This is a genomic window from Reyranella sp. (genome assembly GCF_044224635.1).
Lineage (GTDB): Bacteria > Pseudomonadota > Alphaproteobacteria > Reyranellales > Reyranellaceae > Reyranella.
In genome coordinates this window covers 78,563-99,125 of the sequence record NZ_JBGAKA010000030.1, presented here as the reverse complement: position 1 = coordinate 99,125, position 20,563 = coordinate 78,563, and the positions used below count along the sequence as shown (strand labels likewise).

Genomic DNA, 20,563 nt, shown 5'->3' with positions numbered 1-20,563 from the left:
TGAACAAGGCAGCATTCATTGTCCTCCCCAACGGAGTTGGGGAGGTGTCCGCGTCTTCGCGGACGGAGGGGTCATGAGCATCAGTGGTGGTGCCCATGACCCCTCCGTCGCCGTAAGACGGCGACACCTCCCCAACGGAGTTGGGGAGGAGCGTGGTTTCGAGGTTGCACCATGAAAGGCGCGCTGGTCACCGGAGCCGGGTTGCGGATCGGTCGCGCCCTGGCGATGGCCTTGGCGGCGGACGGCTACTTCGTCTTCGTCCACCACCGCGAATCGGCCGAGGGTGCGCGCGAGACCGTGGATGAGATTGTCGCGGCGAAGGGCAAGGCCAGGGCGGTGCGGGCCAACCTCGAATCGGCCCGCCAGGCCGAGGCCCTGATCGACAAGTGCCGGGCGCCGGGCGTCACGCTCACCTGCCTGGTGAACAACGCCTCGCTGTTCAAGCTCGACCGCGCGCCGACGGCGACGGCGGAGAATTTCGATCGGCATATGGCGATCAACCTGAGGGCGCCGATGCTCTTGTCGCAGGCGCTGGCGCGGCAGCTGCCAGCGGGCGAGACCGGGCTGATCGTCAACCTGCTCGACCAGAAGCTGTTCAATCTCAACCCCGACTTCCTGACCTACACGCTGTCCAAGATCGGCCTGCAGGGGTTGACCAAGCTGCTCGCACAGGCCTTCGCGCCTCGCCTGCGCGTGGCCGGCATCGCGCCGGGCCTGACCCTGCGAAGCGGAAGCCAGACCGACGCCCGCTTCGCCGAGCAGCATATGCAGAACCCGTTGCAGGTCGGCGTCACGACCGATGACCTGGTGCGCGCCTTGCGCTTCATTGTGGCGACGCCCACCTTAACCGGCGACACCCTGATCATTGACGGCGGCGAGCACCTCACCGGCCGGCCGCGCGACATCGCCTTCGACAAGAAAAAGAAGAGCTGACATGGATCGCCGCATCTTCATCCGCGACTTCCTCCTGCAAGTCTCGATCGGCATCCATGATTTCGAGAAGGAGGGGCCGCAGACCGTGATCGTCAACGCGGACCTGATGCTTGCCCCGGAGGACAAGGCGCACAACGATCGCATCGCCAACGTCCTGAACTACGACATCGTTCATGACGGAATCATTGCCTTGGCCAGGAGCCGGCATTTCAACCTCCAGGAATCGCTGGTCGACGCCATTCTCGATCTCTGCCTCGCCCAGCCGGGCGTCGTCGAAGCGCGCGTGTCGACCGAGAAGCCCGATGTCTACGGCGATTGTCGCGTCGGCTACGAGGCGGTGCGCCGGCGCGCGGCCGGCTGAGGGATCAACGCGTGGCCGTTCCGTCGCTCGGCGCGCTCCGGCACGCCACCCTGATGGGACGGGAGCCAAGCTGGCTGCAGCTTGCCGGCGGTATTGTCGTGATGGCGGCGGTCGCCAGCCTGCAGCTGCGCCAGATCGGCCGATGATGCGCGAGCATCGCCATCTGCTCGGGGCGTTCGCTGCCATGATCTTCGTCGGCGCGAGCTGGGGCGCCAACGTGCCGGTCTCCAAGGTCATGCTGGCCCATTTCGACCTGATCCCGATGTCGGCGATCCGGACTGCGGTGGCCACGGTGGGGCTGGCTGTCCTGCTTCTGCTGGTCGAGGGCGTGCGCGCGCTGCGCATCGACGTGGGCGTGCAGCGCTTTGCCGTGCTTGGCCTGCTGATGGCGTCGTTCTTCTTCATCTACACGCTGGGACTTCTGTTCACCAATCCGATCACCGCCGCTGCCGTGCAGGTCGCCGGGCCGCTGGTCGCCGCAGCGACCGTCCGGATCGCGACCGGGCTGCGCTTCGATCCGGGCTTCCCGGTGGCGCTGGCGCTGACCCTGGCGGGTGGCGGCATTCTCGCCTCGTCGAGCCTGGTGGCCGGCGGGCCGGTGAGCTTCGGCGGCGGCGAGATCTTCCTGCTGGCGTCGAACATCCTGTGGACGCTGTACAGTCTCAAGGCGCAGGCTTGGTTTGACCGGGCGAGCCAGTTGCATCGCGCCTACGTCGCGTCATTGTCGGCGCTCGGCTGGGCAACTGCCTTGAGTGCCGTGCTGATCGTGCTCGGCTGGTCGCGCTCGCCGTTCAATGAGGGCGATCCCTGGGTGTGGACACAGCTTGTGACGGTGGCCCTGCTGGCGAGTGGCCTCGGCGGCTATTTCTGGAACATCGGCGCGAGCCGGCTGGGCGTCGCCATCGCCTCGCTATGGGTCAACCTCGTGCCGTTTTTCGCCGTCCTGTGGGCCATGGCCTATGGTTTCATGCCCAATGCCTATCAGATCGTCGGAGGTCTCGTGGCGCTGAGCGGCGTGGTCTACATGCAATGGCGCAAGCTGCAGGCGAGCAAAGCATGATTGGAGCGACGAGGCGTGATCGGAGTGAGATGTCGGTGACCAATGAGTCCCTTTTCGCGGTTCGCAACTGCCGCTGGGTCGAGGTTCCGGGCGTCGCCGACGCGCGCGGCCAGGTCAATTTCGCCGAGCTCGGCAAGGGCCTGCCGTTCGCGCCCAAGCGCCTGTTCTGGCTGCATCACATCGCGCCCGGCCAGTGGCGCGGCCGCCATGGCCATCGCCAGTCGGAGCTGCTGCTGGTGGCGCTGCACGGCGGCTGCCGGGTCGAGCTCGACGATGGCCGCAAGAAGCAGCAGGTGCAGCTGGACGATCCGACGCGCGCGCTCTATCTCGGCACCTGGGTATGGCACGAGCTGGTAGACTTCGCGCCGCAGAGCGTGGTGCTGGTGATCGCCTCGACGCTCTACGACGAAACCGAGTATCTGCGCGACTACGAAACCTTCCAGCGCGAGGTGGTGACGCGGCCATGATCCCGTTTCTCGACATGAAGTCGGTCTATGCCGAGCTCAAGCCCGAGCTCGACGCCGCATATCTGCGCGTCATGGAGTCGGGCTGGTTCGTGCTCGGCCGCGAGGTCGCAGCATTCGAGGAGGAGTACGCCGCGTTCTGCGGCACGGCCCACTGCGTCGGGCTGGGCAACGGCCTCGAGGCGCTCGAGCTGGTGCTGCGCGCCTGGGACCTCGGCGCCGGCGACGAGGTGATCGTGCCGTCGAACACCTATATCGCGACCTGGCTCGCGGTGACGGCGGTCGGCGCCACGGTAGTGCCGATCGAGCCGACGCCGGCCGGACCCAACATCGACCCCGAGCGTATCGCGGCGGCGATCACATCCCGCACGCGGGCCATCATGCCAGTGCATCTGTACGGCGAGCCGGCCGACATGGACGCGATCATGGCGCTGGCCGACAGGCACGGCCTCAAGGTGGTCGAGGATGTGGCGCAGGCGCAAGGAGCCAGGGTGCGCGGCCGGCGCGCCGGCGCGCTCGGCCATGCCGGCGCGCACAGTTTCTTCCCGACCAAGAACTTCGGCGCGTTCGGCGACGGCGGGGCGGTGACGACCGACGACCCCAAGCTCGCCGAGCGGCTGCGCGTGCTGCGCAACTACGGCAGCCGGGTGAAGTACGTGAATCTCGAGCGCGGCTTCAATTCAAGGCTCGACGAGATGCAGGCGGCTTTCCTGCGCGCCAAGCTGCCGCGGCTCGATGCCTGGAACGAGCGCCGGCGGGTGCTGGCGGCACGCTATGACGACAAGCTTGCCGGCATCGCAGACCTCGGCCTGCCGCGCGCCCCGCAATGGGCCGAGCCGATCTGGCATCTCTATGTCGTGCGGACCGAGCGTCGTGCCGATCTGATCACGGCGCTCGACAAGGCGGGCATCGGCTCGCTCATCCACTATCCGATCCCGCCGCATCTGCAGGAAGCCTACGCCGACCTCGGCTGGCCGGCGGGAACGTTTCCGATCGCCGAGAAGCTTGCGCAGACCGTGCTCAGCCTGCCGATTGGAGCCCACATGTCCAGCGAGGCCGTCGACGCGGTTGCCGCCGTCGTGCGGGCGACTCTGCAGCGCTGAGCTGTTGCTTAGGGGTAGCGGCTCAACTCGGGGCCGGGATGGATGCCCATGTAGTTGCGGTCGTAGTCGTATGACCGATACGTGCTGTAGCTCGCCGTCGGATAGACGTAGGCGACCTGTGCGGGCGCCGTCTGATAGACCACGTAGCTGCTCGGATAGGTTTGGTAGGCATAGGCATAGCGCGGCCGATAGGGATCGGCGCAGCCGGCCACCACCATGCCCAGCAAGGCGACCGCCATCACCAGACTGACCTGTCTCATGATCTCCTCTCTACTCCTGTGCGAGGAGACAACACGCGCCCTGGGCAAACGTTCCTTTGCCTGCAGGAGGTGCACGGCCCTAGATTGCGGCAGGCTCGTCAGGTTGGGGGAAGCGTTCATGAAGATCGGGGCGGTGATGTTCTTCACCACGGAGTCGATGCATCCGGGAGCGCTCGGCCGCGCCCTTGAAGAGCGCGGATTCGAATCCCTGTGGGTGCCCGAGCACACCCATATTCCGTCGTCGCGCAAGTCGACCTATCCGGCGAGCGGCGGACTGGTGCAGGCTTATTTCGAGCTGATGGATCCCTTCCTCGCGCTCAACACGGCGGCGACCGCTACTACCCGCCTCAAGGTCGGCACGGGCATCGCCCTGGTGATCCAGCGCGACCCGATCGTCACCGCCAAGGTCGTGTCGACGCTCGACCAGTTGTCCCAGGGCCGCTTCCTGTTCGGCGTCGGCAATGGCTGGAACCAGGACGAGGTCGAGAATCACGGCACCGTCTTCGCCACCCGCCACAAGCTGGCGCGCGAGCGCATCGAGGCGATGAAGGCGATCTGGACGGACGAGGAGCCCGAGTATCACGGCGAGCTCGTGCGCTTCGACAAGATGAAGCAATGGCCCAAGCCATTCCAGAGGCCACATCCGCCCATCATCGTCGGCGGCGCCTTCCCGCACGCCGCCCGGCGGGCAATCCGCTACGGCGACGGCTGGATCCCGCGCGACGACTGGCTGGAACGCGACGGGCTGGGCGTCATCGATCAGTTCCACCGGATGGCGCGCGATGCCGGCCGCGAGCCGGCGGGCCTGCCGATCAGCCTGTTCCGCGTGCCCGACGACATCGAGCGCCTGCGGCTCTACGAGCGGCTCGGCATCGACCGCATCGTGTTCTCCCTGCCGGCCGCGAAGGAGGACAGGATCCTGCCCATTCTCGACCGCTGGGCTGGGCTCAAGAGGCAGCTCGAGGGGTGACAATCCGCTGGGCGCGCGCGCGACTCCAGCCGCGCGTCCTCTCTTAGCGAAGGAAGAACGCGCCACTGGAATGGCGCGCTCCCAGCCAAGAGTCCCTGAACTCACAAGCTCTTGATCTGGGCCGCAATGCCTTCCGCCATCCGGCGATCCGGACCATTATTCGTCCGGCAAGAACCGGGAGCCTGCACGATGCCTGACCACGCCATTTCCGAGTTCCCCGCCCTGACGCAGCGCGACATCGACCGGCGCGTGTTCGAGCTCTACGACGAGTATTGCCATGGCCGCATCGACCGGCGGACCTTCTTCCAACAGGCTGCCGTCGTGACGGTAGGCGGGCTGGCCATGGCGCAGGCGCTGATGCCGCGCTACGCCAATGCACAGACCGTCTCTTTCACCGATTCGCGGATCAAGGCGCGCTACGTCAACTACCCTTCGCCGGGCGGCACGTCCGGGCAGATGCGCGGATACCTGGTCCAGCCATCCGGCAGCGGTCCGTTCCCGGCAGTGCTGGTGATCCACGAGAACCGCGGACTCAATCCTTACATCGAGGATGTCGCGCGGCGTGCCGCGGTCGAGGGCTTCGTGGCCCTGGCGCCGGACGGACTGTTCCCGGTCGGCGGCTATCCGGGCAACGACGACGACGGCCGTGCCCTGCAGGCGGGCCTCGACCAGGCCAAGTTGCGCACCGACATGGTGAACAGCGCGCGCTTCCTGAAGACCCATGCGCTTTCTACCGGCAAGCTCGGCGCGACCGGCTTCTGCTGGGGCGGTGGCACGACCAATTTCTTGGCGGTGATCCTGGGCACCGACCTGCAGGCGGGCGTGCCGTTCTACGGCGCCGCCGCAGAGACGGCGTCGGTAGCCAAGATCAAGGCGCCCCTCCTGATCCAGTACGCCGAGGACGACGCGCGCATCAATGCCATGTGGCCGGCCTACGAAGCGGCGCTGAAGGCCAGCGAAGCGGCCTACGAGGCGCATTTCTATCCGGGCACCCAGCACGGCTTTCACAACAACTCGACGCCGCGCTACAACGAGGCGGCCGCCAAGCTGGCCTGGGAGCGCACCGTCGCCTTCTTCAAGAAGAACCTGGCCTGACGAGATGACCTGACCCGATGAGCGGCGGCGTCAGAGCTGTCGCCAGTCGGGCCTCAAGGAGCGGTCGTACGCCTGGGCGGTGCTGCCGCCCGGCTTGCCGCTCCCCGGCTTGTAGCCGGGAGTGTACTTCGGATTGGTGTACAGCGCGTCCTCGCCCGCGCAACCGCTCGCCGTGACGGCCAGGGCTGCGATGACGAGCCAGACCAGCCATCGCATTGTTGCCTCCAACGTGCGGTTTCAAACGCTGGCGCGACGGTGAGGTTCCGGCGGTCGGCTATCCGGGCAGACCCAGCCGTTCGCCTCGGTAGGCGCCGCTCATGACCCGTTCCCACCAGCCCCGATGGTCGAGGTACCAGCGCACCGTGTGACGCAGGCCGTCGTCGAACCCGTGCCGTGGTTGCCAGCCCAGCTCGCGGCGGATCTTGCCGGCGTCGATGGCATAGCGCGCGTCATGGCCCGGCCGGTCGGTGACGAAGCGGATCAGCTGGGCATGCGGCCGATTGGGGCTGTCGGGCAGCATCTCGTCGAGCAGGCTGCAGATCGTCTCGACGACATCGATGTTGCGGCGCTCACTGTCGCCGCCGACATTGTAGGTCTCGCCCGGTCGGCCGTTCTGCAGCACCAGGGTCAGCGCCTCGGCGTGATCCTCGACATGCAGCCAGTCGCGGACGTTCTCGCCCTTGCCGTAGACCGGCAGGGTCTCGCCGCGCAGCGCCCGGATGATCACCAGCGGGATCAGCTTCTCGGGGAAGTGGTAGGGGCCATAATTGTTGGAGCAGTTGGTGGCGAGCGTCGGCAGACCGTAGGTGTGATGCCAGGCTCGCACCAGATGGTCCGACGCGGCCTTGGTGGCGGAGTAAGGCGAGCTCGGCTGATAGGGCGTGGTCTCGCTGAACCGGCCGGTCGAGCCCAGCGAGCCGAACACCTCATCGGTCGAGATGTGCTGGAAGCGGAAGCGGCCGCGCGCCGCCTCGTCGAGCGAGCGCCAGTAGGCCAGCGCCGCATCGAGCAAGACCCAGGTGCCGGTGACGTTGGTATCGATGAACGGCGCCGCGCCGTCGATCGAGCGGTCGACATGGCTTTCCGCCGCGAGGTGCAGCACGGCATCAGGTTGAACGCTGCGGAAGATCTCAGCGATCGCCGCGCGGTCGCAGATGTCGAGCTTGTAGTGGGTGTGGCGATTGCTGGTGCGCGCCTCGGCCAGCGATTCGAGGTTGCCGGCGTAGGTGAGCTTGTCGACGTTGGCCACCGTCCAGTCGGTGTCGCGGACGATGTGGCGGATGACAGCCGAGCCGATGAAGCCCGCGCCGCCCGTGACCAGGATTCTCATGGCCGCCCGAGTCGGAGATTCGTGGTGCTGGACCTTCAGTGATGCAGGATCTGGCCGAGGAACAGCTTGGTGCGCTCGTTGCGCGGGTTGGCGAAGAACTCCTCGGGCTCGTTCTGCTCGACGATCTCGCCGCGATCCATGAAGATCACGCGGTCGGCGACAGCGCGCGCGAAGCCCATCTCGTGGGTGACGCACAGCATGGTCATGCCTTCGCGCGCCAGCTCGATCATGACGTCGAGCACCTCCTTCACCATCTCCGGGTCGAGCGCCGAGGTCGGCTCGTCGAACAGCATGATCTTGGGCCGCATGCAGAGCGCCCGCGCGATCGCCACGCGCTGCTGCTGGCCGCCCGACAGCTGGCCGGGATACTTCGCCGCCTGCTCGGGAATGCGCACCCGCTTCAGGAGACCCATGGCGATCTCCTCGGCCTCCTTCTTCGGCATTTTCTTCACCCAGATCGGCGCCAGGGTCAGGTTCTCCAGGATGGTGAGATGCGGGAACAGGTTGAACGACTGGAACACCATGCCGACCTCGCGGCGGATCGCCTCGATGTTCTTGACGTCGTTGGACAGCGCCACGCCGTGCACGATGATGTCGCCCTGCTGGTGCTCCTCGAGCCGGTTGATGCAGCGGATCAGGGTCGACTTGCCCGAGCCCGACGGCCCGCAGATGACGATCCTCTCGCCTTCCTTGACGTCGAGGTTGATGTCCGACAGCACGTGGAACTGGCCGAACCACTTGTTGACGCTCCGAAGCGTGATCACGGACGCAGCGTTCGACAGATTGTGCGCAGCACTGGCAGCCATTGTGCTTGTCTCCCGGCGGCGCCCTAGCGGCGCGTTCCCTTGTTGAGCTCGAACTCGAGATACTTGCTGTAGCGCGACATCGAGAAGCAGAAGATGAAATAGACGAAGGCGGCGAAGAGGTAGACCTCGCCCGGGAAGCCCGCCCAGTTGGGATCGACCAAGGCCTGGTTCGCCGTGTTGAGGAAGTCGAAGATGCCGATGATCAGCACCAGCGAGGTGTCCTTGAAGAAACCGATGAAGGTGTTGATCAGGGGCGGGATCACCACGCGCAGCGCCTGCGGCAGGATGATCAGGGCGGTCTTCTGGACGTAGTTCAGGCCCATCGCATCGGCGGCCTCGAACTGGCCCTTGGGCAGCGACTGCAGGCCGCCGCGAATGATCTCGGCTATATAGGCGCCGGCGAACAGGATGACGGCAACCTGGGCACGCAGGAACTTGTCGATGGTGACGCTGCTCGGCAGGAACAACGGCAGCATGACCGAGGCCATGATCAGCAGGCTGATCAGCGGCACGCCGCGGATCAGCTCGATGAAGCCGACGCACAGGCCCTTGATCAGCGGCAGGTTGGAGCGCCGGCCGAGTGCCAGCAGGACGCCGTAGGGAAAGGCGAAGGCAAGCCCGTAGGTGGCGAGGATGATCGTCACCGGGATGCCGCCCCACAAGCCGGTCTCGACATAGGACAGCGGCGCGATGGCGAGGCTCCACGCCGGCAGCACACCGACGATGCGCAGCGCAAGGCCGACCACGCCGACCACGGCGGCGACGCGATAGGACGTCATCTCGCCGGCCGAGCCGATGCCCTTGCGCAGGCTCATGCCGACGGCGCCGACCACCATGGCGATGAACAGCATGAGGCTGAGCGGAATGTGGATCTGGCCGAACATCAGCAGGAAGGTGATGAACGAGCCGACGCCCCAGATCACGGCCAGCCGCCAGTTCCACATGCGGCGGTCGGCCGACAGGACCAGCATCGCCAGCATGGCGATCACGGCAAAGAGCGGTCGCCAATGCTGCTCGTAGGGGAACGAGCCGAAGAAGATGTAGCGGTACTTCTCGCGGATCAGCGCCCAGCAGGCGCCTTGGCCGCGGCACTCCGCGCCGGTCGCGGCGGTGATGTTGGCCGTGAAGACCGCCCATTCGAGGAACCATGACAGGACCCAGCCGAGGGCGGCGATCAGCACGATCGTGGTGAGGCCGTTCAGCCAGCTCGAGAACAGGTTCTTGCGGATCCAGCCGAAGACGCCGCTGTCGTCCACCGGGGGCGTAAGCTGGCGGCGCTCGCCGACGGGCATGTCGGTCATGGCTCAGCGCTCCCTCAGGGCGATGCGTTTGTTGTACCAGTTCATGAACGCCGAGATCGACAGGCTGACCGACAGATAGGCTGCCATGATCAGCAGCACGTTCTCGATGGCCTGGCCGGTCTGGTTGATCGTGACGTTGATCGAGGCCACGAGGTCGGGATAGCCGATGGCGATGGCCAGCGAGCTGTTCTTGGTGATGTTGAGATACTGGCTGGTCATCGGCGGCACGATGACGCGCAGCGCCTGCGGCAGCAGGACGAGCCGCATGGACTGGCCGCGTGTCAGTCCGATCGCGGCCGCCGCCTCGCTCTGGCCCTTGTGCAGGGCGAGGATGCCGGAGCGCACGATCTCGGCAACGAAGGCCGAGGTGTAGAGCACGAGGCCGACGAGCAGGGCGGTGAACTCCGGCTGGATGACCGTGCCGCCGTCGAAATTGAAGCCCTTGAGCTCGGGCCAGCTCATCTGGTGGGGCGCGCCGCCCAGCAGCCAGACCAGGATCGGCAGGCCGAGCGCCACGCCGAAGCCCGCCAGGATCGACGGGAAGGGCTGGCCGGTCGTCTCCTGGCGCTTCTTGGCCCAGCGGTGCAGCAGCCAGGCGCCGGCAATGCCGATCAGCAGGGCGCCCCCCATCCAGGCATAGACCGGATCGGCCAGCGGGACCGGAAAATAGAGACCGCGATTGGACAGGAAGACGCTGTTCCAGCACAGGGCGATCGCCTGCCGCGGACCGGGAAAGGCCTCGCTGATCAGCTTGTAGAACAGGAACAGCCAGAGCAGCAGCGGCACGTTGCGGAACGCTTCGACGTACCATTCGCAGATCTTGGCGAGCAGCCAGTTGTGGGACAGGCGGCCGACGCCGATCATCGTGCCCAGGAAGGTCGACAGGATGATGCCGAGGATGGCGACCTTTAGCGTGTTGAGCAGGCCGACGAAGATGGCACGGGCATAGGTGCTGGCTGGCGAGTAGGCGATCATCGTGTCGCCGATCTCGAAGCCCGCCTCGCGCTCGAGATAGTGGAAGCCGCTGGCGATCTTCTGGCGCTGCAGGTTCTCCATGGTGTTGGAGACGAGATACCAGGCGAGCAGGCCGACCAGGCCGACGACGACGATCTGGAACACCCACCCGCGGATGACCGGGTCATTCCAAGGCGCCACCCTGGCGCGCGGTGCGGAGCCCGCAGCCTCGACTGCCATTCGCTGTTCCCCCTGCCGGCTGCGGTTCGTCCGCACGCCCCTTGCGGATATTTGCACAAGTCTAGGAGGGAATCGTCCATTTGTAACCACTGGCGATTCCCTCACGACAACTGAGAAAGACGACGTCAGCGAATCGGTGGCGCGTACTGCAGGCCGCCCTTGGTCCACAGGTTGTTCAGCCCGCGATCGATCTTGAGGAGCGAATCCTTGCCGACGTTGCGGTCGAAGCTTTCGCCGTAGTTACCGACCTGCTTGACGATATTGTAGACCCACTTCTCGTCGACCCCGAGCGCCTTGCCCATGCCCGGCGTCACGCCGAGGATGCGCTTGATCGCCGGATTGTCGCTCTTCAGCATCTCGTCGACGGTCTTCGATGAGATGCCGTACTCCTCAGCCTCGATCATGGCATACTGGGTCCAGCGCACGATGTCGGCAAATTGGTTGTCGCCGTGGCGCACGGCCGGAGCCAGCGGCTCCTTGGAGATGATCTCCGGCAGGACGATGAAATCCTCGGCCTTGGCAGGCGGAGGCACGTTGGCGGCCCGGGTCGCATAGAGGCTGGACGCGTCGTTGGTATAGACGTCGCAACGGCCGGAGAAGAAGGCCGCGCGGACCTCCTCGACCTTCTCGATGACGACCGGCTTGAAGGTCATCTTGTTGGCGCGAAAGTAGTCGGCGAGGTTGAGCTCCGTGGTGGTGCCGGGCGCGACGCAGACCGTGGCGCCATTCAGCTCCTTGGCGCTCTTCACGCCGAGCTTCTTGTTCACCAGGAAGCCCTGGCCGTCGTAGTAGGTGACGGCCGTGAAATCGAGGCCGAGCGCGGTATCGCGCGTCAGGGTCTCGGTGGTGTTGTTGGACAGCATGTCGACTTCGCCCGACTGCAGGGCGGTGAAACGCTGCTGCGACGACAACGGCACGTACTTCACCTTCTCCGAATCGCCGAAGATGGTGGCCGAGACGGCGCGGCAGACGTCGACGTCGAGCCCGACCCACTTGCCCTGGCTGTCCTGCAGCATGAACCCGGCCGTTCCCTGGCCGATACCGCAGATCAGCGCGCCGCGCGCCTTGATGTTGTCGAGATCCTTGCCGGCCATCGCGCCCGTTGAGCTGAAGATCGCAGCCAGACCGGCCGCCGCTGCCATTGAAGCCTTGTGCATATCATCGCCTCCCGTTCTTTTTCCCCGAGCAAGTGTCTCCTCGCGCGGGCAAGCAAGCAACAGGCCAATTGAGCCTTTCACTTTCCTCCCCAGCTTCGCTGGGGAGGTGCCCCGTCATACGGGGCGGAGGGGTCATGAGCCTCAGTCCCGCTGCTCATGACCCCTCCGTCGCCGAAGACGGCGACACCTCCCCAAGCTACGCTTAGGGAGGAAAATGAGAGATTGCGGGGGGAGGGACGAGCCCTCTACCGGATCGGCGGGGCGTACTGGAGGCCGCCCTTGGTCCACAGGTTGTTGAGGCCGCGCTCGATCTTGAGGGGGGAGCCCATGCCGACATTGCGGTCGAAGCTTTCGCCGTAGTTCCCGACCTGCCTGACGATGTTGTAGACCCACTTCTCGTCGACGCCGAGCGCCTTGCCCATGCCCGGCGTCACGCCGAGGATGCGCTTGATCGCCGGATTGTCGCTCTTCAGCATCTCGTCGACATTCTGGGACGTGATGCCGTACTCCTCGGCCTCGACCATTGCGAACAGCGCCCAGCGCACGATGTCGGCAAACTGATTGTCGCCGTGGCGGACCACCGGACCCAGCGGTTCCTTGGAGATGATCTCGGGCAGGATGACGAAATCGTCGAAGGTGCGCGGCGGCGGCACGTTGGCCGCCCGCGTCGCCGCCAGGCTGGAGGCGTCGGTCGTGTAGACGTCGCAGCGGCCGGAGAAGAAGGCCGAGCGGATCTCGTCGACCTTCTCGATGACGACCGGCTTGAAGGTCATCTTGTTGGCGCGGAAATAGTCCGCGAGGTTGAGCTCGGTGGTGGTGCCGGGGGCGACGCAAACGGTGGCGCCGCCGAGTTCCTTGGCACTCTTCACGCCGAGCTTCTTGGGCACCAGGAAGCTCTGGCCGTCGTAGTAATAGACGCCGGTGAAATCGAGGCCGAGCGCGGTGTCGCGCGTCAGGGTGTAGGTGGCGTTGCCCATCACCATGTCGACCTCGCCCGACTGCACGGCGGTGAAGCGCTGCTGCGAGGTGAGGGGCGAGTACTTGACCTTCTCAGCATCGCCGAAGATGGCGGCGGCGACTGCCCGGCAGACGTCGACCGACAGGCCCTTCCATTTGCCCTGGCTGTCGGCCAGCATGAAGCCCGCAGTGCCGAGGCCGACGCCGCAGATCAGCGATCCTCGGGCGCGGATGGCATCGAGGTCGCGACCGGCCAGGGCTCCGTTGGACGCGAGCGCCGTTGCGGCAAGTGCGAGCGCCGCGAGCATGACCTTTTTCATTGAAGCCTCTCTGTTCATTCTCTCTGCGATCGAGTGTCGACGGTCGCTGATGGTAACGCAACCGGGCATGCGAAAACCGCCGCCCCTTCGGGCGGCGGTCGTCGACAAATTCAATGACAGCGTGGTGTCAGCGGATCGGCGGGGCGTACTGCAGGCCGCCCTTGGTCCACAGATTGTTGAGGCCGCGGTCGATCTTGAGGGCCGAACCCGGGCCGACGTTGCGGTCGAACATCTCGCCGTAGTTACCGACCTGCTTGACGATGTTGTAGACCCACTTCTCGTCGACCCCGAGCGCCTTGCCCATGCCGGGCGTGACGCCGAGGATGCGCTTGATCGCCGGGTTCTCGCTCTTCAGCATCTCGTCGACGTTCTTGGAATCGATGCCGTATTCCTCGGCCTCGAGCTGGGCGAACAGCGCCCAACGCACGATATCGGCAAATTGATTGTCGCCGTGGCGCACCACCGGGCCCAACGGCTCCTTGGAGATGATCTCGGGCAGGATGACGTAGTCGGCCGGGTTGGGCGCGTTGGCGGCGCGGGTCGCGTACAAGCCCGAGGCGTCAGTCGTGAACACGTCGCAGCGGCCAGCGAAGAATGCCGCGCGCACTTCCTCGACCTTCTCGATGACGACCGGCTTGAAGGTCATCTTGTTGGCGCGGAAATAGTCGGCGAGGTTGAGCTCGGTGGTGGTGCCGGGCTGCACGCAGACGGTAGCGCCGTTTAGTTCCTTGGCGCTTTTGACGCCGAGCTTCTTGTTCACCATGAAGCCCTGGCCGTCATAGTAGTTGACGCCGGTGAAGTCGAAGCCGAGCGCCGTGTCGCGGGTCAGCGTGTAGGTGGTCGTGCGGGCCAGCATGTCGACCTCGCCCGACTGCAGGGCGGTGAAGCGCTGCTGCGCCGTGGTCGGCACGTACTTCACCTTTTCCGCGTCGCCGAACAGGGCGGCGGCGACAGCCTTGCAGGTGTCGACGTCGATGCCGGTCCACTTGCCCTGGCTGTCCTGCGCGGCGAAGCCCGCGACACCCGTGGAAACACCGCAGATCAGCGAGCCGCGCGCCTTCACCGTGTCGAGATCCTTGCCTGCATGGGCGGCGCCAGCGGCGCCAACCAGCGTGGCCACCGCCGTGCCGGCGGCCAGGAACTTGTTCAACATTCTTTCTTTCCCTTCGTGTTGCCCCTCAATCCCGGCGCCCATCAGGGGGCCGGGCGATGGCGCACTTCCTAGGCGATCGACCCTGGGCGCGCAACGGGCTCCGGACGACCCAGGGCGTTCGCATATGGGCGCGCCGTTCGTTCTCCTCCCCACCTTCGGTGGGGAGGCCCTTATGATTCCTCCCCAGCTTCGCTGGGGAGGTGCCCCTGTAATCGGGGGCGGAGGGGTCATGAGCAGCGGGACTGTGGCCTCTGACCCCTCCGTCCGCGATTACGCGGACACCTCCCCAACTTCGTTGGGGAGGAACATGATGACCTTCGAGGGCCTGGTTGCAGGCCCGGAGGCGTTCTAGAGGCGATTGACGTTCTGCGAGGAGAAGGGATTGGTCGACCAGGGTTCGGCGCCCTGCAGGCCGCGGAAGCCCCGGTCTCGACCGTCGCCGTTGCCGGCGGCCTTGCGGACTTCCTGCTGCCATTGCCGAAAGGCGACCAGGGATTCGCCGTCGAGCGTGCTATGGCCGCCGCGCTCCGTGACATAGGGCTGTGGATCGATGAATTGGCCGCTGACAATGACCGAGAAATGGAGATGTGGGCCGGTCGAGCGGCCGCTCGAGCCGATATAGCCGATCACGTCGCCCTTGCGCACCGGCGACCCGGGACCCATGCCCGCCGCGAACTGCGACATGTGCGCATACAGAGTTTCGAAATCGTCGGCGTGGCTGATTTTCACGGTGCGGCCGTAGTTGAAGTACCAGCCCTGATGGTTGATGACGCCGTCGGCCGCGGCGTAGATCGGCTCGCCTATCTTGCCTTCGTAGTCGATTCCATTGTGGAAGCCGCCGCCGCTCGAGCGGCCGTAGTAGCGGCGCGTGCCGAAGGGCGACGAGATGCGCGAATCCGGGCGCGGGTCGGCCAGCGCGGTGCCACCCAGGCGACGGCCCTGCTCGTCGAACCAGCCTTCGGGCTGATTGGGCGGCGCGAACCACCAGACGGCCTGCCGGCTCTTTCCGTCACCCAGATAGGCCAGCAGGATGCGCGGTGCGCCGTCGGCTGTGCGCCCCTTGAGAACCTCGATCTTCGAAGCCGCCGGCGCGAATCCCGCCAGGGCGCTGGTCAGGTCCTTCAAGGTCGCCGTGCTGGCGCCGGTCTGCGCCAGGCCGCTCGCCACGCTCGTGCCGCTGACCTTCACCAAGCCTACCGAGCCGACCTGGAGCGAGCGCGCGGCGGCGCCCATCTGGGATGCGGTGCGGGGCAGGCTGGAGATGCGCTCGTCGTCATTCTCCGTGGCGCCAGGGGCGAGCTTGTAGCCGTAGCTGCCGTCGTTGCCGCGGAACAGCTCGACCGCCATCGACTTGGCCGAGAACAGTTGCAGCGAGACGAGGCGCTTGGGCTGGTTGGCGCCCTGTGACTTGAGGACGGCGCGGCCCGAGCTGGTGCCCTTGCTGATATCGAGCTGCCCGACGGCCTTGCTCACCGCTTCGGCGGCGGCCTGAGCGTCGGCCGGGTCGACCTGGAGACCGAGCAGCTGGTCGACGACCGAGCCGTCCTTGCCAACGGCGAAAGGCTGGACATCGTCGGCCGACGCGGCCGCTGGTTTGGCGCCGGGTTTGAGCTGCGCCTTGGTGGGGGCCTTGACCTGCGCCACGGACCCGGGGGTGATTGCTAGTTGCAGTGCAGCAAGAGCGGCGGTTGCTGCCAGTAGATTGCGGGCGGTTCGCCAGCGGAGCGCGCATTGACTACGCGTCGACTTGAACGCCATCAGCCTCTCCCGTTCCATTCAACCAGGTACTTCGTTCCGGAGGCTCGTCGGCGAAATTACCGACCTCCCCTGGTCGGTACCCCACGCCGTCTGCCCTTCTTCGGAGCCACTGTGGCCACGGAATATCCACAAGTCCACAAAAAGTTGCAAAAATGCAACACCCGTGAATTTGCGTTAACGGTTTGTCCCCAAACGGTTTTTTGGGTCGACGCCCGGAACGGCCAGGAATGGTCACGGGATAAAGGACCGATTCCGGTGGCTCCGGCAGGCGCTTGCGTCAGTGCCGCGACACCATCTGGCTGCCGTGGCGAGTGCCGGCGGCCAACCTTTCAGGGCTTGGTTGGTTCTGCCCGCAGGCCATTCGGACTTCGGGGGCCAAGGCCAATATCATGCACTGCACCATGAGTGCCCCCGCTTGAATGCCAGCGCCAGCGGGATTGACGCATTCCATGTGTCGACCCTAGGTGGTTTCGAGGCCTGTGCGGCAGGCCGGCAGGAGGGAACAGGATGGCCGACCCCATCGAACTTCTTATCCAGGGGCACAGCCACGATCTTGGTGGCGGCTTTGTCGTGCGGCGGGTCCTGCCGAACGTGAAGCGCCGGATGGTCGGGCCCTTCGTCTTCCTCGACCATTTCGGGCCGATGGAGGTGCCGCCAGGCGGCGGCATGGAGGTCCGGCCGCACCCGCATGTCGGGCTGGCGACGGTCACTTACCTGTTCGAGGGCGGCATTTTCCATCGCGACAGCCTCGGCTACGCCCAGGCCATTCGGCCGGGCGACGTCAACTGGATGACTGCCGGCAGCGGCATCGCCCATAGCGAACGCACCGAGCCGGAGATGCGCCGCACCGGCTTTCGCATGCACGGCGTCCAAACCTGGGTCGCGCTGCCAAAGGCGCAGGAGGAAACTGCCCCGGCATTCGAGCATGTCGAGGCAGCGCGTCTGCCGTCGTGGCAGGACGGAGAGACGAGTCTGCGGTTGATCGTTGGCAGCTACGCCGGGCGCACGGCCCCGACCACGCACTTCTCGCCGATCTTCTACGTCGGTGCCGAACTGCCGTCGGGCGGCAAGATCGCGGTTTCGCCCGAGCATCCCGAGCGCGCCATCTATCTGGCGGACGGCGAGGCGGCGGTCGGCGACCGCCTGCTCGGTCGGGGCGATCTCGCGGTTCTGCGCGCCGCCCAACCGGCGGAAATCGTTGCCGGCGCCAACGGCGCCAAGGTGATGCTGCTGGGCGGCGCGCCGATGGACGGCCCGCGTCACGTCTGGTGGAACTTCGTGTCGTCGACACGCGAGCGCATTGAGAAGGCCAAGGCCGATTGGCGCGAGGGCCGTTTCGCCAAGGTGCCGGGCGACCCGGAGTTCATCCCGCTGCCGGAGAAGTAGGGGGAGGGCGTTTGCACGCGGGCGCTCTCTCATCCTCCTCCCCAACTCTGGTGGGGGAGTGTCGCCGCCGTCGGTGACGGAAGGGTCATGACTCCATGCCCCTCCGCCCCGTATGACAGGGCACTTCCCCAGCAAGGCTGCGGAGGAGGATGAACGGCGCGCTCCCGGCGGATGAGCTTCAGGCCGCAGCAGGCGGCGTCCAGGTGGTCTCCTCGTCGAGCGGATAGACCGGACGCGGCAGCTTGCTCCAGGTGAAGTTCGCCAGCACCGGCGACGTCAGGCCCGGGCAGTCGACCTCGTAGACCTGCTCGGGCTTGAAGAACTCGTCGAAGCCGCCGCGGAAGTGGCCGCGGCTCTTGACCACGACGACACGGGCGTGGGCGATGTCGAGGCCGAACATCTCGAACTGCCGCGGGTCCATGCACTGGCAGCGATAGCTGATCACCACCACCTGCACCCCGCCGAGATCGAGCAGGGCCGATGGGCCCATGTCGGCCGAGACGTTGCGCAGCACGCCGCGGCGCCCGACATACTTGCCGTCCGACAGCTTGACCACCTTGGCCTCGCAATCGAAGGGCAGGGAAAACTCCTGGTGCTCCCGGGTATTGAACGAGGCGGTGAAGGTGGCGCCTTCCCCGAGCTCATGCGCTTTCGCCGCCAGCGCAGCATCGTTGAACACGCCGAAGATCACGTGCTCGGCGCCGGCCATCTTCAGCGCCCGCAGGAGATAGGTCGTGTTGCCGCGACCGCCGCCGCCCGGATTGTCGGCAACGTCGGCCAGGATGATCGGCTTGCGGCGCCGGTCGCGGCTGACCGCAACCGCGAGCTGCACGGCGTCGGCCAGCGACATCATCCCGCGCTTGAAGCGCTCCTTCATGCTCCAGGCACGCGTGGCGATATCGAGCGCCAGGTCGGCCGCTGCCTTGCGATTGGCGTTGCGCGCGGTCACGACCGCGGTCAGCCCGTTCTTGGGGCTGTCGCTGTAGGCGAAACCTGCCATCACCGAGACGTTGACGATGTCGCCGCCCACCTTGGTCTGGCCGTACCTGATCAGGTCAGCGTAGGGGCCCCTGGCGGTCAGCAGCGCGATTTGCGGCGGCACGAGGGGCAGCTTGACCATCTCGATCGCGGTGCGCGCGCCGGCCAGGCATTCGCGCATATGCTTTGCCGCTTCGACGCCGCGCTCGTAGATGTCGGTATGCGGGTTCTCCAGGTAGCCGACAAAGACGGAAAGATTGTCGATCATCTTGCGCGAGACGTTGGCGTGCAGATCGAACACCGCGATCACCGGAATGTCGGGGCCGACGGCGCGCCGGATCACGTCGAACAGGTCGCCATCGGGGTCATCGGTGCCTTCGGCCAGCGCCGCGCCATGCGCCGAAACGAACACCGCGTCGAACGGCCCGCTGGCGGCGAGTCCCGCCGCGATGTCGCCCAGAAACGTCCGGAAGAAATTCTGCTCAACCGGGCCGCCCGGCTGGGCGAGGGCGACGCGCAAGGGCACCGGGGTCCACGGCCCGGTGCGGTCCATCTCGGTGAAGAAGCCGGGCAGGTCGGGCATGGTGATCGAGGCGCCCGACCGCGCTTCGCTCACGATCTGGTTGCCGCGGATATCGACGTCCTGCTCGAAGTCCGCCGCGGTGGTGACCGGCGAGAACCGGTTGCACTCGATGGCGAAACCCAGGATGGCAATACGCGGATTATCCTTCGACACGACTCTCCTCCTTCAGGCGGCGAAAGTGGGCTCATGAGCAAACAGCCCAGCCTGCCCGCCGGTGTGCACGAACACGACGCCCTCGTCCTTGCCGAAGCGACCCATGCGCACGAGATCGATCAACCCCGCCATGGCCTTGGGCGACGCAGCCGGTATAGGGGAGCGAGACGCTGCATGGGTTCCAGGGCGCGTCGGCATGTGCCCCAGGGGCACGCGCGGAAAACGGCCGAGCCGTAGCAATGTCCGTCTCCTAGCGCTGGCGTGACAGGAATTCGTCGACCACGCTGTTGAACGTAGCGGCCTGCTCGAAATATGGCGAGTGTCCGCAATCGGCCATCATCCGCGTCTCGCCGCAGGGCAGGATTGTCGCGATGGCGCTTGCCAGGAAGGGCGGAAAGACGACGTCATCGCTGCCGGCGATCAGAAGCGTGGGGACGCGGAAGCCTGCGAGGTCGGCAAGCGTGCGCTGGGCCGTGCGGCGCAGCCCGCTCCGCAGCTTCTCCTTGTCGAGCGCGCCGGCCAGCCGATCGATCGACTGGTAGAGAAGGTGCAGTGCCGGCTGACGCTCGGCGGCAGGCGCGCCGACGGCCGGATGGATGCCGCGCGCGGCGGCGGCCGCGCTCCTGGCCGTCGCATCCTGCAGCCAGGCATCGTACCGGGTGCCGCCCGAGGGATCGCAGGCGCGCCGATCGAGCGTCCCCGAGGTCGAGCTCAGGATCAGGGCGGCGACGCGCGAGGGCTGCGCGAGGGCGTATTCGAGCACGCACCAGCCGCCCATCGACTGGCCGACGAGGCGCACGTCGGCAAGCTTCAGATGATCGACCAGCGCCGCGAGGTCGCCGGCATAGTCGGCCGGATCGGGTCCGCCGGGAATGGCATCGGAGGGCGCGAAGCCGCGATGGGCAAAGGTCACGCAGGTGTAGCGCGAGGCGAAATGCCCGACCTGCTGCCACCAGCTCAGATGATTGCCGCCGAGGCCATGGGCGAACACCAGGGCCGGCCCTTGGCCGGTGACCTCGTAGTACAGATCGCCGAATGGCCGGGCGAGGCGCCCGGTCGCTTGCCGCGGCGCGCTGTAGTTGCTCATGAATCTCCTGATCCTGTCACGACGGTGCAGCGTAGAGCCTGTGAGCGAGGGTGGCCAGCGTCGCGGCTTCTGCACGCACTCCGAAAGGGTCATGGTCTTCTGGACCGCGGGCGTCTCGCCCGCTCATGCTCAAGAGCGGCCCACAGTCCAGAAG

The 20,563-nt window shown here is 66.2% G+C and carries 21 protein-coding genes; 9 read left to right on the top strand and 12 right to left on the bottom strand.

Going from position 1 to position 20,563, the window contains the following annotated elements:
- The first annotated feature begins 171 nt into the window (after window positions 1-171).
- From ACILR9_RS23925 to ACILR9_RS23900, 6 genes are read left to right on the top strand one after another with little or no spacing between them, the layout of a single operon-like run.
- A complete protein-coding gene (locus tag ACILR9_RS23925; RefSeq protein WP_395712477.1) occupies window positions 172-933 on the top strand; it encodes an SDR family oxidoreductase in 762 nt (253 codons plus the stop codon).
- A 1-nt stretch (window position 934) separates the two neighbouring features.
- Window positions 935-1,294: a dihydroneopterin aldolase gene (locus ACILR9_RS23920; protein ID WP_395712476.1), complete on the top strand. Its 360-nt coding sequence runs from the start codon at window positions 935-937 to the stop codon at window positions 1,292-1,294.
- 11 nt (window positions 1,295-1,305) lie between these two features.
- Window positions 1,306-1,440: a hypothetical protein gene (locus ACILR9_RS23915; protein WP_395712475.1), complete on the top strand. Its 135-nt coding sequence runs from the start codon at window positions 1,306-1,308 to the stop codon at window positions 1,438-1,440.
- The gene (locus ACILR9_RS23910) at window positions 1,437-2,354 is read left to right on the top strand and encodes a DMT family transporter (RefSeq protein WP_395712474.1); all 918 of its coding nucleotides are present in this window, start codon (window positions 1,437-1,439) and stop codon (window positions 2,352-2,354) included. The genes ACILR9_RS23915 and ACILR9_RS23910 overlap by 4 nt, the downstream gene beginning before the upstream one ends.
- A 35-nt stretch (window positions 2,355-2,389) precedes the next feature.
- Window positions 2,390-2,821 carry a sugar 3,4-ketoisomerase gene (locus ACILR9_RS23905; RefSeq protein ID WP_395712473.1) on the top strand — a complete coding sequence of 144 codons (432 nt, stop codon included), beginning with the start codon at window positions 2,390-2,392 and terminating at the stop codon, window positions 2,819-2,821.
- The gene (locus tag ACILR9_RS23900; protein WP_395712472.1) at window positions 2,818-3,921 is read left to right on the top strand and encodes a DegT/DnrJ/EryC1/StrS family aminotransferase; all 1,104 of its coding nucleotides are present in this window, start codon (window positions 2,818-2,820) and stop codon (window positions 3,919-3,921) included. Before ACILR9_RS23905 ends, ACILR9_RS23900 begins: the two co-directional genes overlap by 4 nt.
- An 8-nt stretch (window positions 3,922-3,929) precedes the next feature.
- On the opposite strand, the gene ACILR9_RS23895 is transcribed toward ACILR9_RS23900, so the two are convergent.
- Window positions 3,930-4,181 carry a hypothetical protein gene (locus ACILR9_RS23895; protein WP_395712471.1) on the bottom strand — a complete coding sequence of 84 codons (252 nt, stop codon included), beginning with the start codon at window positions 4,179-4,181 and terminating at the stop codon, window positions 3,930-3,932.
- Window positions 4,182-4,299: 118 nt separating this feature from the next.
- Here ACILR9_RS23895 and ACILR9_RS23890 point away from each other — a divergent pair, with 118 nt between their 5' ends.
- Together ACILR9_RS23890 and ACILR9_RS23885 are read left to right on the top strand one after the other, a co-directional pair.
- On the top strand, window positions 4,300-5,151 hold the full coding sequence (locus tag ACILR9_RS23890) for an LLM class F420-dependent oxidoreductase (RefSeq protein ID WP_395712470.1): 852 nt from the start codon (window positions 4,300-4,302) through the stop codon (window positions 5,149-5,151).
- 189 nt (window positions 5,152-5,340) lie between these two features.
- The gene (locus tag ACILR9_RS23885) at window positions 5,341-6,246 is read left to right on the top strand and encodes a dienelactone hydrolase family protein (protein WP_395712469.1); all 906 of its coding nucleotides are present in this window, start codon (window positions 5,341-5,343) and stop codon (window positions 6,244-6,246) included.
- Window positions 6,247-6,276: 30 nt separating this feature from the next.
- Here ACILR9_RS23885 and ACILR9_RS23880 read toward each other — a convergent pair whose 3' ends face one another.
- From ACILR9_RS23880 to ACILR9_RS23840, 9 genes are all read right to left on the bottom strand, one after another.
- Complete coding sequence (locus ACILR9_RS23880; protein ID WP_395712468.1) at window positions 6,277-6,462, bottom strand: hypothetical protein; 186 nt, start codon at window positions 6,460-6,462, stop codon at window positions 6,277-6,279.
- A 58-nt stretch (window positions 6,463-6,520) separates the two neighbouring features.
- Window positions 6,521-7,576, bottom strand: a complete 1,056-nt coding sequence (gene rfbB / locus ACILR9_RS23875; RefSeq protein WP_395712467.1) for a dTDP-glucose 4,6-dehydratase — start codon at window positions 7,574-7,576, stop codon at window positions 6,521-6,523.
- 35 nt (window positions 7,577-7,611) lie between these two features.
- The gene (locus ACILR9_RS23870; protein ID WP_395712466.1) at window positions 7,612-8,382 is read right to left on the bottom strand and encodes an amino acid ABC transporter ATP-binding protein; all 771 of its coding nucleotides are present in this window, start codon (window positions 8,380-8,382) and stop codon (window positions 7,612-7,614) included.
- 23 nt (window positions 8,383-8,405) lie between these two features.
- Window positions 8,406-9,683, bottom strand: a complete 1,278-nt coding sequence (locus tag ACILR9_RS23865) for an amino acid ABC transporter permease (RefSeq protein WP_395712465.1) — start codon at window positions 9,681-9,683, stop codon at window positions 8,406-8,408.
- Window positions 9,684-9,686: 3 nt separating this feature from the next.
- Entirely contained in the window at window positions 9,687-10,877 is a 1,191-nt protein-coding gene (locus tag ACILR9_RS23860) for an amino acid ABC transporter permease (RefSeq protein ID WP_395712464.1), read from the bottom strand.
- Between the two features lie 125 nt (window positions 10,878-11,002).
- Window positions 11,003-12,034, bottom strand: a complete 1,032-nt coding sequence (locus ACILR9_RS23855; protein WP_395712463.1) for an amino acid ABC transporter substrate-binding protein — start codon at window positions 12,032-12,034, stop codon at window positions 11,003-11,005.
- Between the two features lie 245 nt (window positions 12,035-12,279).
- Window positions 12,280-13,311, bottom strand: coding sequence for an amino acid ABC transporter substrate-binding protein (locus ACILR9_RS23850; RefSeq protein WP_395712462.1), 1,032 nt, complete (start codon window positions 13,309-13,311; stop codon window positions 12,280-12,282).
- 127 nt (window positions 13,312-13,438) lie between these two features.
- The gene (locus tag ACILR9_RS23845) at window positions 13,439-14,464 is read right to left on the bottom strand and encodes an amino acid ABC transporter substrate-binding protein (protein ID WP_395712461.1); all 1,026 of its coding nucleotides are present in this window, start codon (window positions 14,462-14,464) and stop codon (window positions 13,439-13,441) included.
- Between the two features lie 348 nt (window positions 14,465-14,812).
- Window positions 14,813-16,108, bottom strand: coding sequence for a M23 family metallopeptidase (locus tag ACILR9_RS23840; RefSeq protein ID WP_395712460.1), 1,296 nt, complete (start codon window positions 16,106-16,108; stop codon window positions 14,813-14,815).
- 621 nt (window positions 16,109-16,729) lie between these two features.
- Between ACILR9_RS23840 and ACILR9_RS23835 the strand changes: the two genes are divergently transcribed.
- Window positions 16,730-17,608 (top strand): pirin family protein, encoded by an 879-nt coding sequence (locus ACILR9_RS23835; protein WP_395712459.1) that lies wholly within the window; start codon window positions 16,730-16,732, stop codon window positions 17,606-17,608.
- A gap of 178 nt (window positions 17,609-17,786) precedes the next feature.
- Here the strand turns inward: ACILR9_RS23835 and ACILR9_RS23830 are convergent, their stop codons facing one another.
- Together ACILR9_RS23830 and ACILR9_RS23825 are read right to left on the bottom strand one after the other, a co-directional pair.
- Complete coding sequence (locus tag ACILR9_RS23830) at window positions 17,787-19,322, bottom strand: M81 family metallopeptidase (protein ID WP_395712458.1); 1,536 nt, start codon at window positions 19,320-19,322, stop codon at window positions 17,787-17,789.
- Window positions 19,323-19,572: 250 nt separating this feature from the next.
- Entirely contained in the window at window positions 19,573-20,409 is an 837-nt protein-coding gene (locus tag ACILR9_RS23825) for an alpha/beta fold hydrolase (protein ID WP_395712457.1), read from the bottom strand.
- Between the last annotated feature and the right edge of the window lie 154 nt (window positions 20,410-20,563).

Excerpts from the sequence above, each read along its gene's own strand:
- ACILR9_RS23925 (WP_395712477.1), top strand. The coding sequence starts at position 172 with ATGAAAGGCGCGCTGGTCACCGGAGCCGGGTTGCGGATCGGTCGCGCC.
- ACILR9_RS23920 (WP_395712476.1), top strand. The coding sequence starts at position 935 with ATGGATCGCCGCATCTTCATCCGCGACTTCCTCCTGCAAGTCTCGATC.
- ACILR9_RS23910 (WP_395712474.1), top strand. The coding sequence starts at position 1,437 with ATGATGCGCGAGCATCGCCATCTGCTCGGGGCGTTCGCTGCCATGATC.
- ACILR9_RS23900 (WP_395712472.1), top strand. The coding sequence starts at position 2,818 with ATGATCCCGTTTCTCGACATGAAGTCGGTCTATGCCGAGCTCAAGCCC.
- ACILR9_RS23895 (WP_395712471.1), bottom strand. The coding sequence starts at position 4,181 with ATGAGACAGGTCAGTCTGGTGATGGCGGTCGCCTTGCTGGGCATGGTG.
- ACILR9_RS23890 (WP_395712470.1), top strand. The coding sequence starts at position 4,300 with ATGAAGATCGGGGCGGTGATGTTCTTCACCACGGAGTCGATGCATCCG.
- ACILR9_RS23885 (WP_395712469.1), top strand. The coding sequence starts at position 5,341 with ATGCCTGACCACGCCATTTCCGAGTTCCCCGCCCTGACGCAGCGCGAC.
- ACILR9_RS23880 (WP_395712468.1), bottom strand. The coding sequence starts at position 6,462 with ATGCGATGGCTGGTCTGGCTCGTCATCGCAGCCCTGGCCGTCACGGCG.
- rfbB (WP_395712467.1), bottom strand. The coding sequence starts at position 7,576 with ATGAGAATCCTGGTCACGGGCGGCGCGGGCTTCATCGGCTCGGCTGTC.
- ACILR9_RS23870 (WP_395712466.1), bottom strand. The coding sequence starts at position 8,382 with ATGGCTGCCAGTGCTGCGCACAATCTGTCGAACGCTGCGTCCGTGATC.
- ACILR9_RS23865 (WP_395712465.1), bottom strand. The coding sequence starts at position 9,683 with ATGACCGACATGCCCGTCGGCGAGCGCCGCCAGCTTACGCCCCCGGTG.
- ACILR9_RS23860 (WP_395712464.1), bottom strand. The coding sequence starts at position 10,877 with ATGGCAGTCGAGGCTGCGGGCTCCGCACCGCGCGCCAGGGTGGCGCCT.
- ACILR9_RS23855 (WP_395712463.1), bottom strand. The coding sequence starts at position 12,034 with ATGCACAAGGCTTCAATGGCAGCGGCGGCCGGTCTGGCTGCGATCTTC.
- ACILR9_RS23850 (WP_395712462.1), bottom strand. The coding sequence starts at position 13,311 with ATGAAAAAGGTCATGCTCGCGGCGCTCGCACTTGCCGCAACGGCGCTC.
- ACILR9_RS23845 (WP_395712461.1), bottom strand. The coding sequence starts at position 14,464 with ATGTTGAACAAGTTCCTGGCCGCCGGCACGGCGGTGGCCACGCTGGTT.
- ACILR9_RS23835 (WP_395712459.1), top strand. The coding sequence starts at position 16,730 with ATGGCCGACCCCATCGAACTTCTTATCCAGGGGCACAGCCACGATCTT.
- ACILR9_RS23825 (WP_395712457.1), bottom strand. The coding sequence starts at position 20,409 with ATGAGCAACTACAGCGCGCCGCGGCAAGCGACCGGGCGCCTCGCCCGG.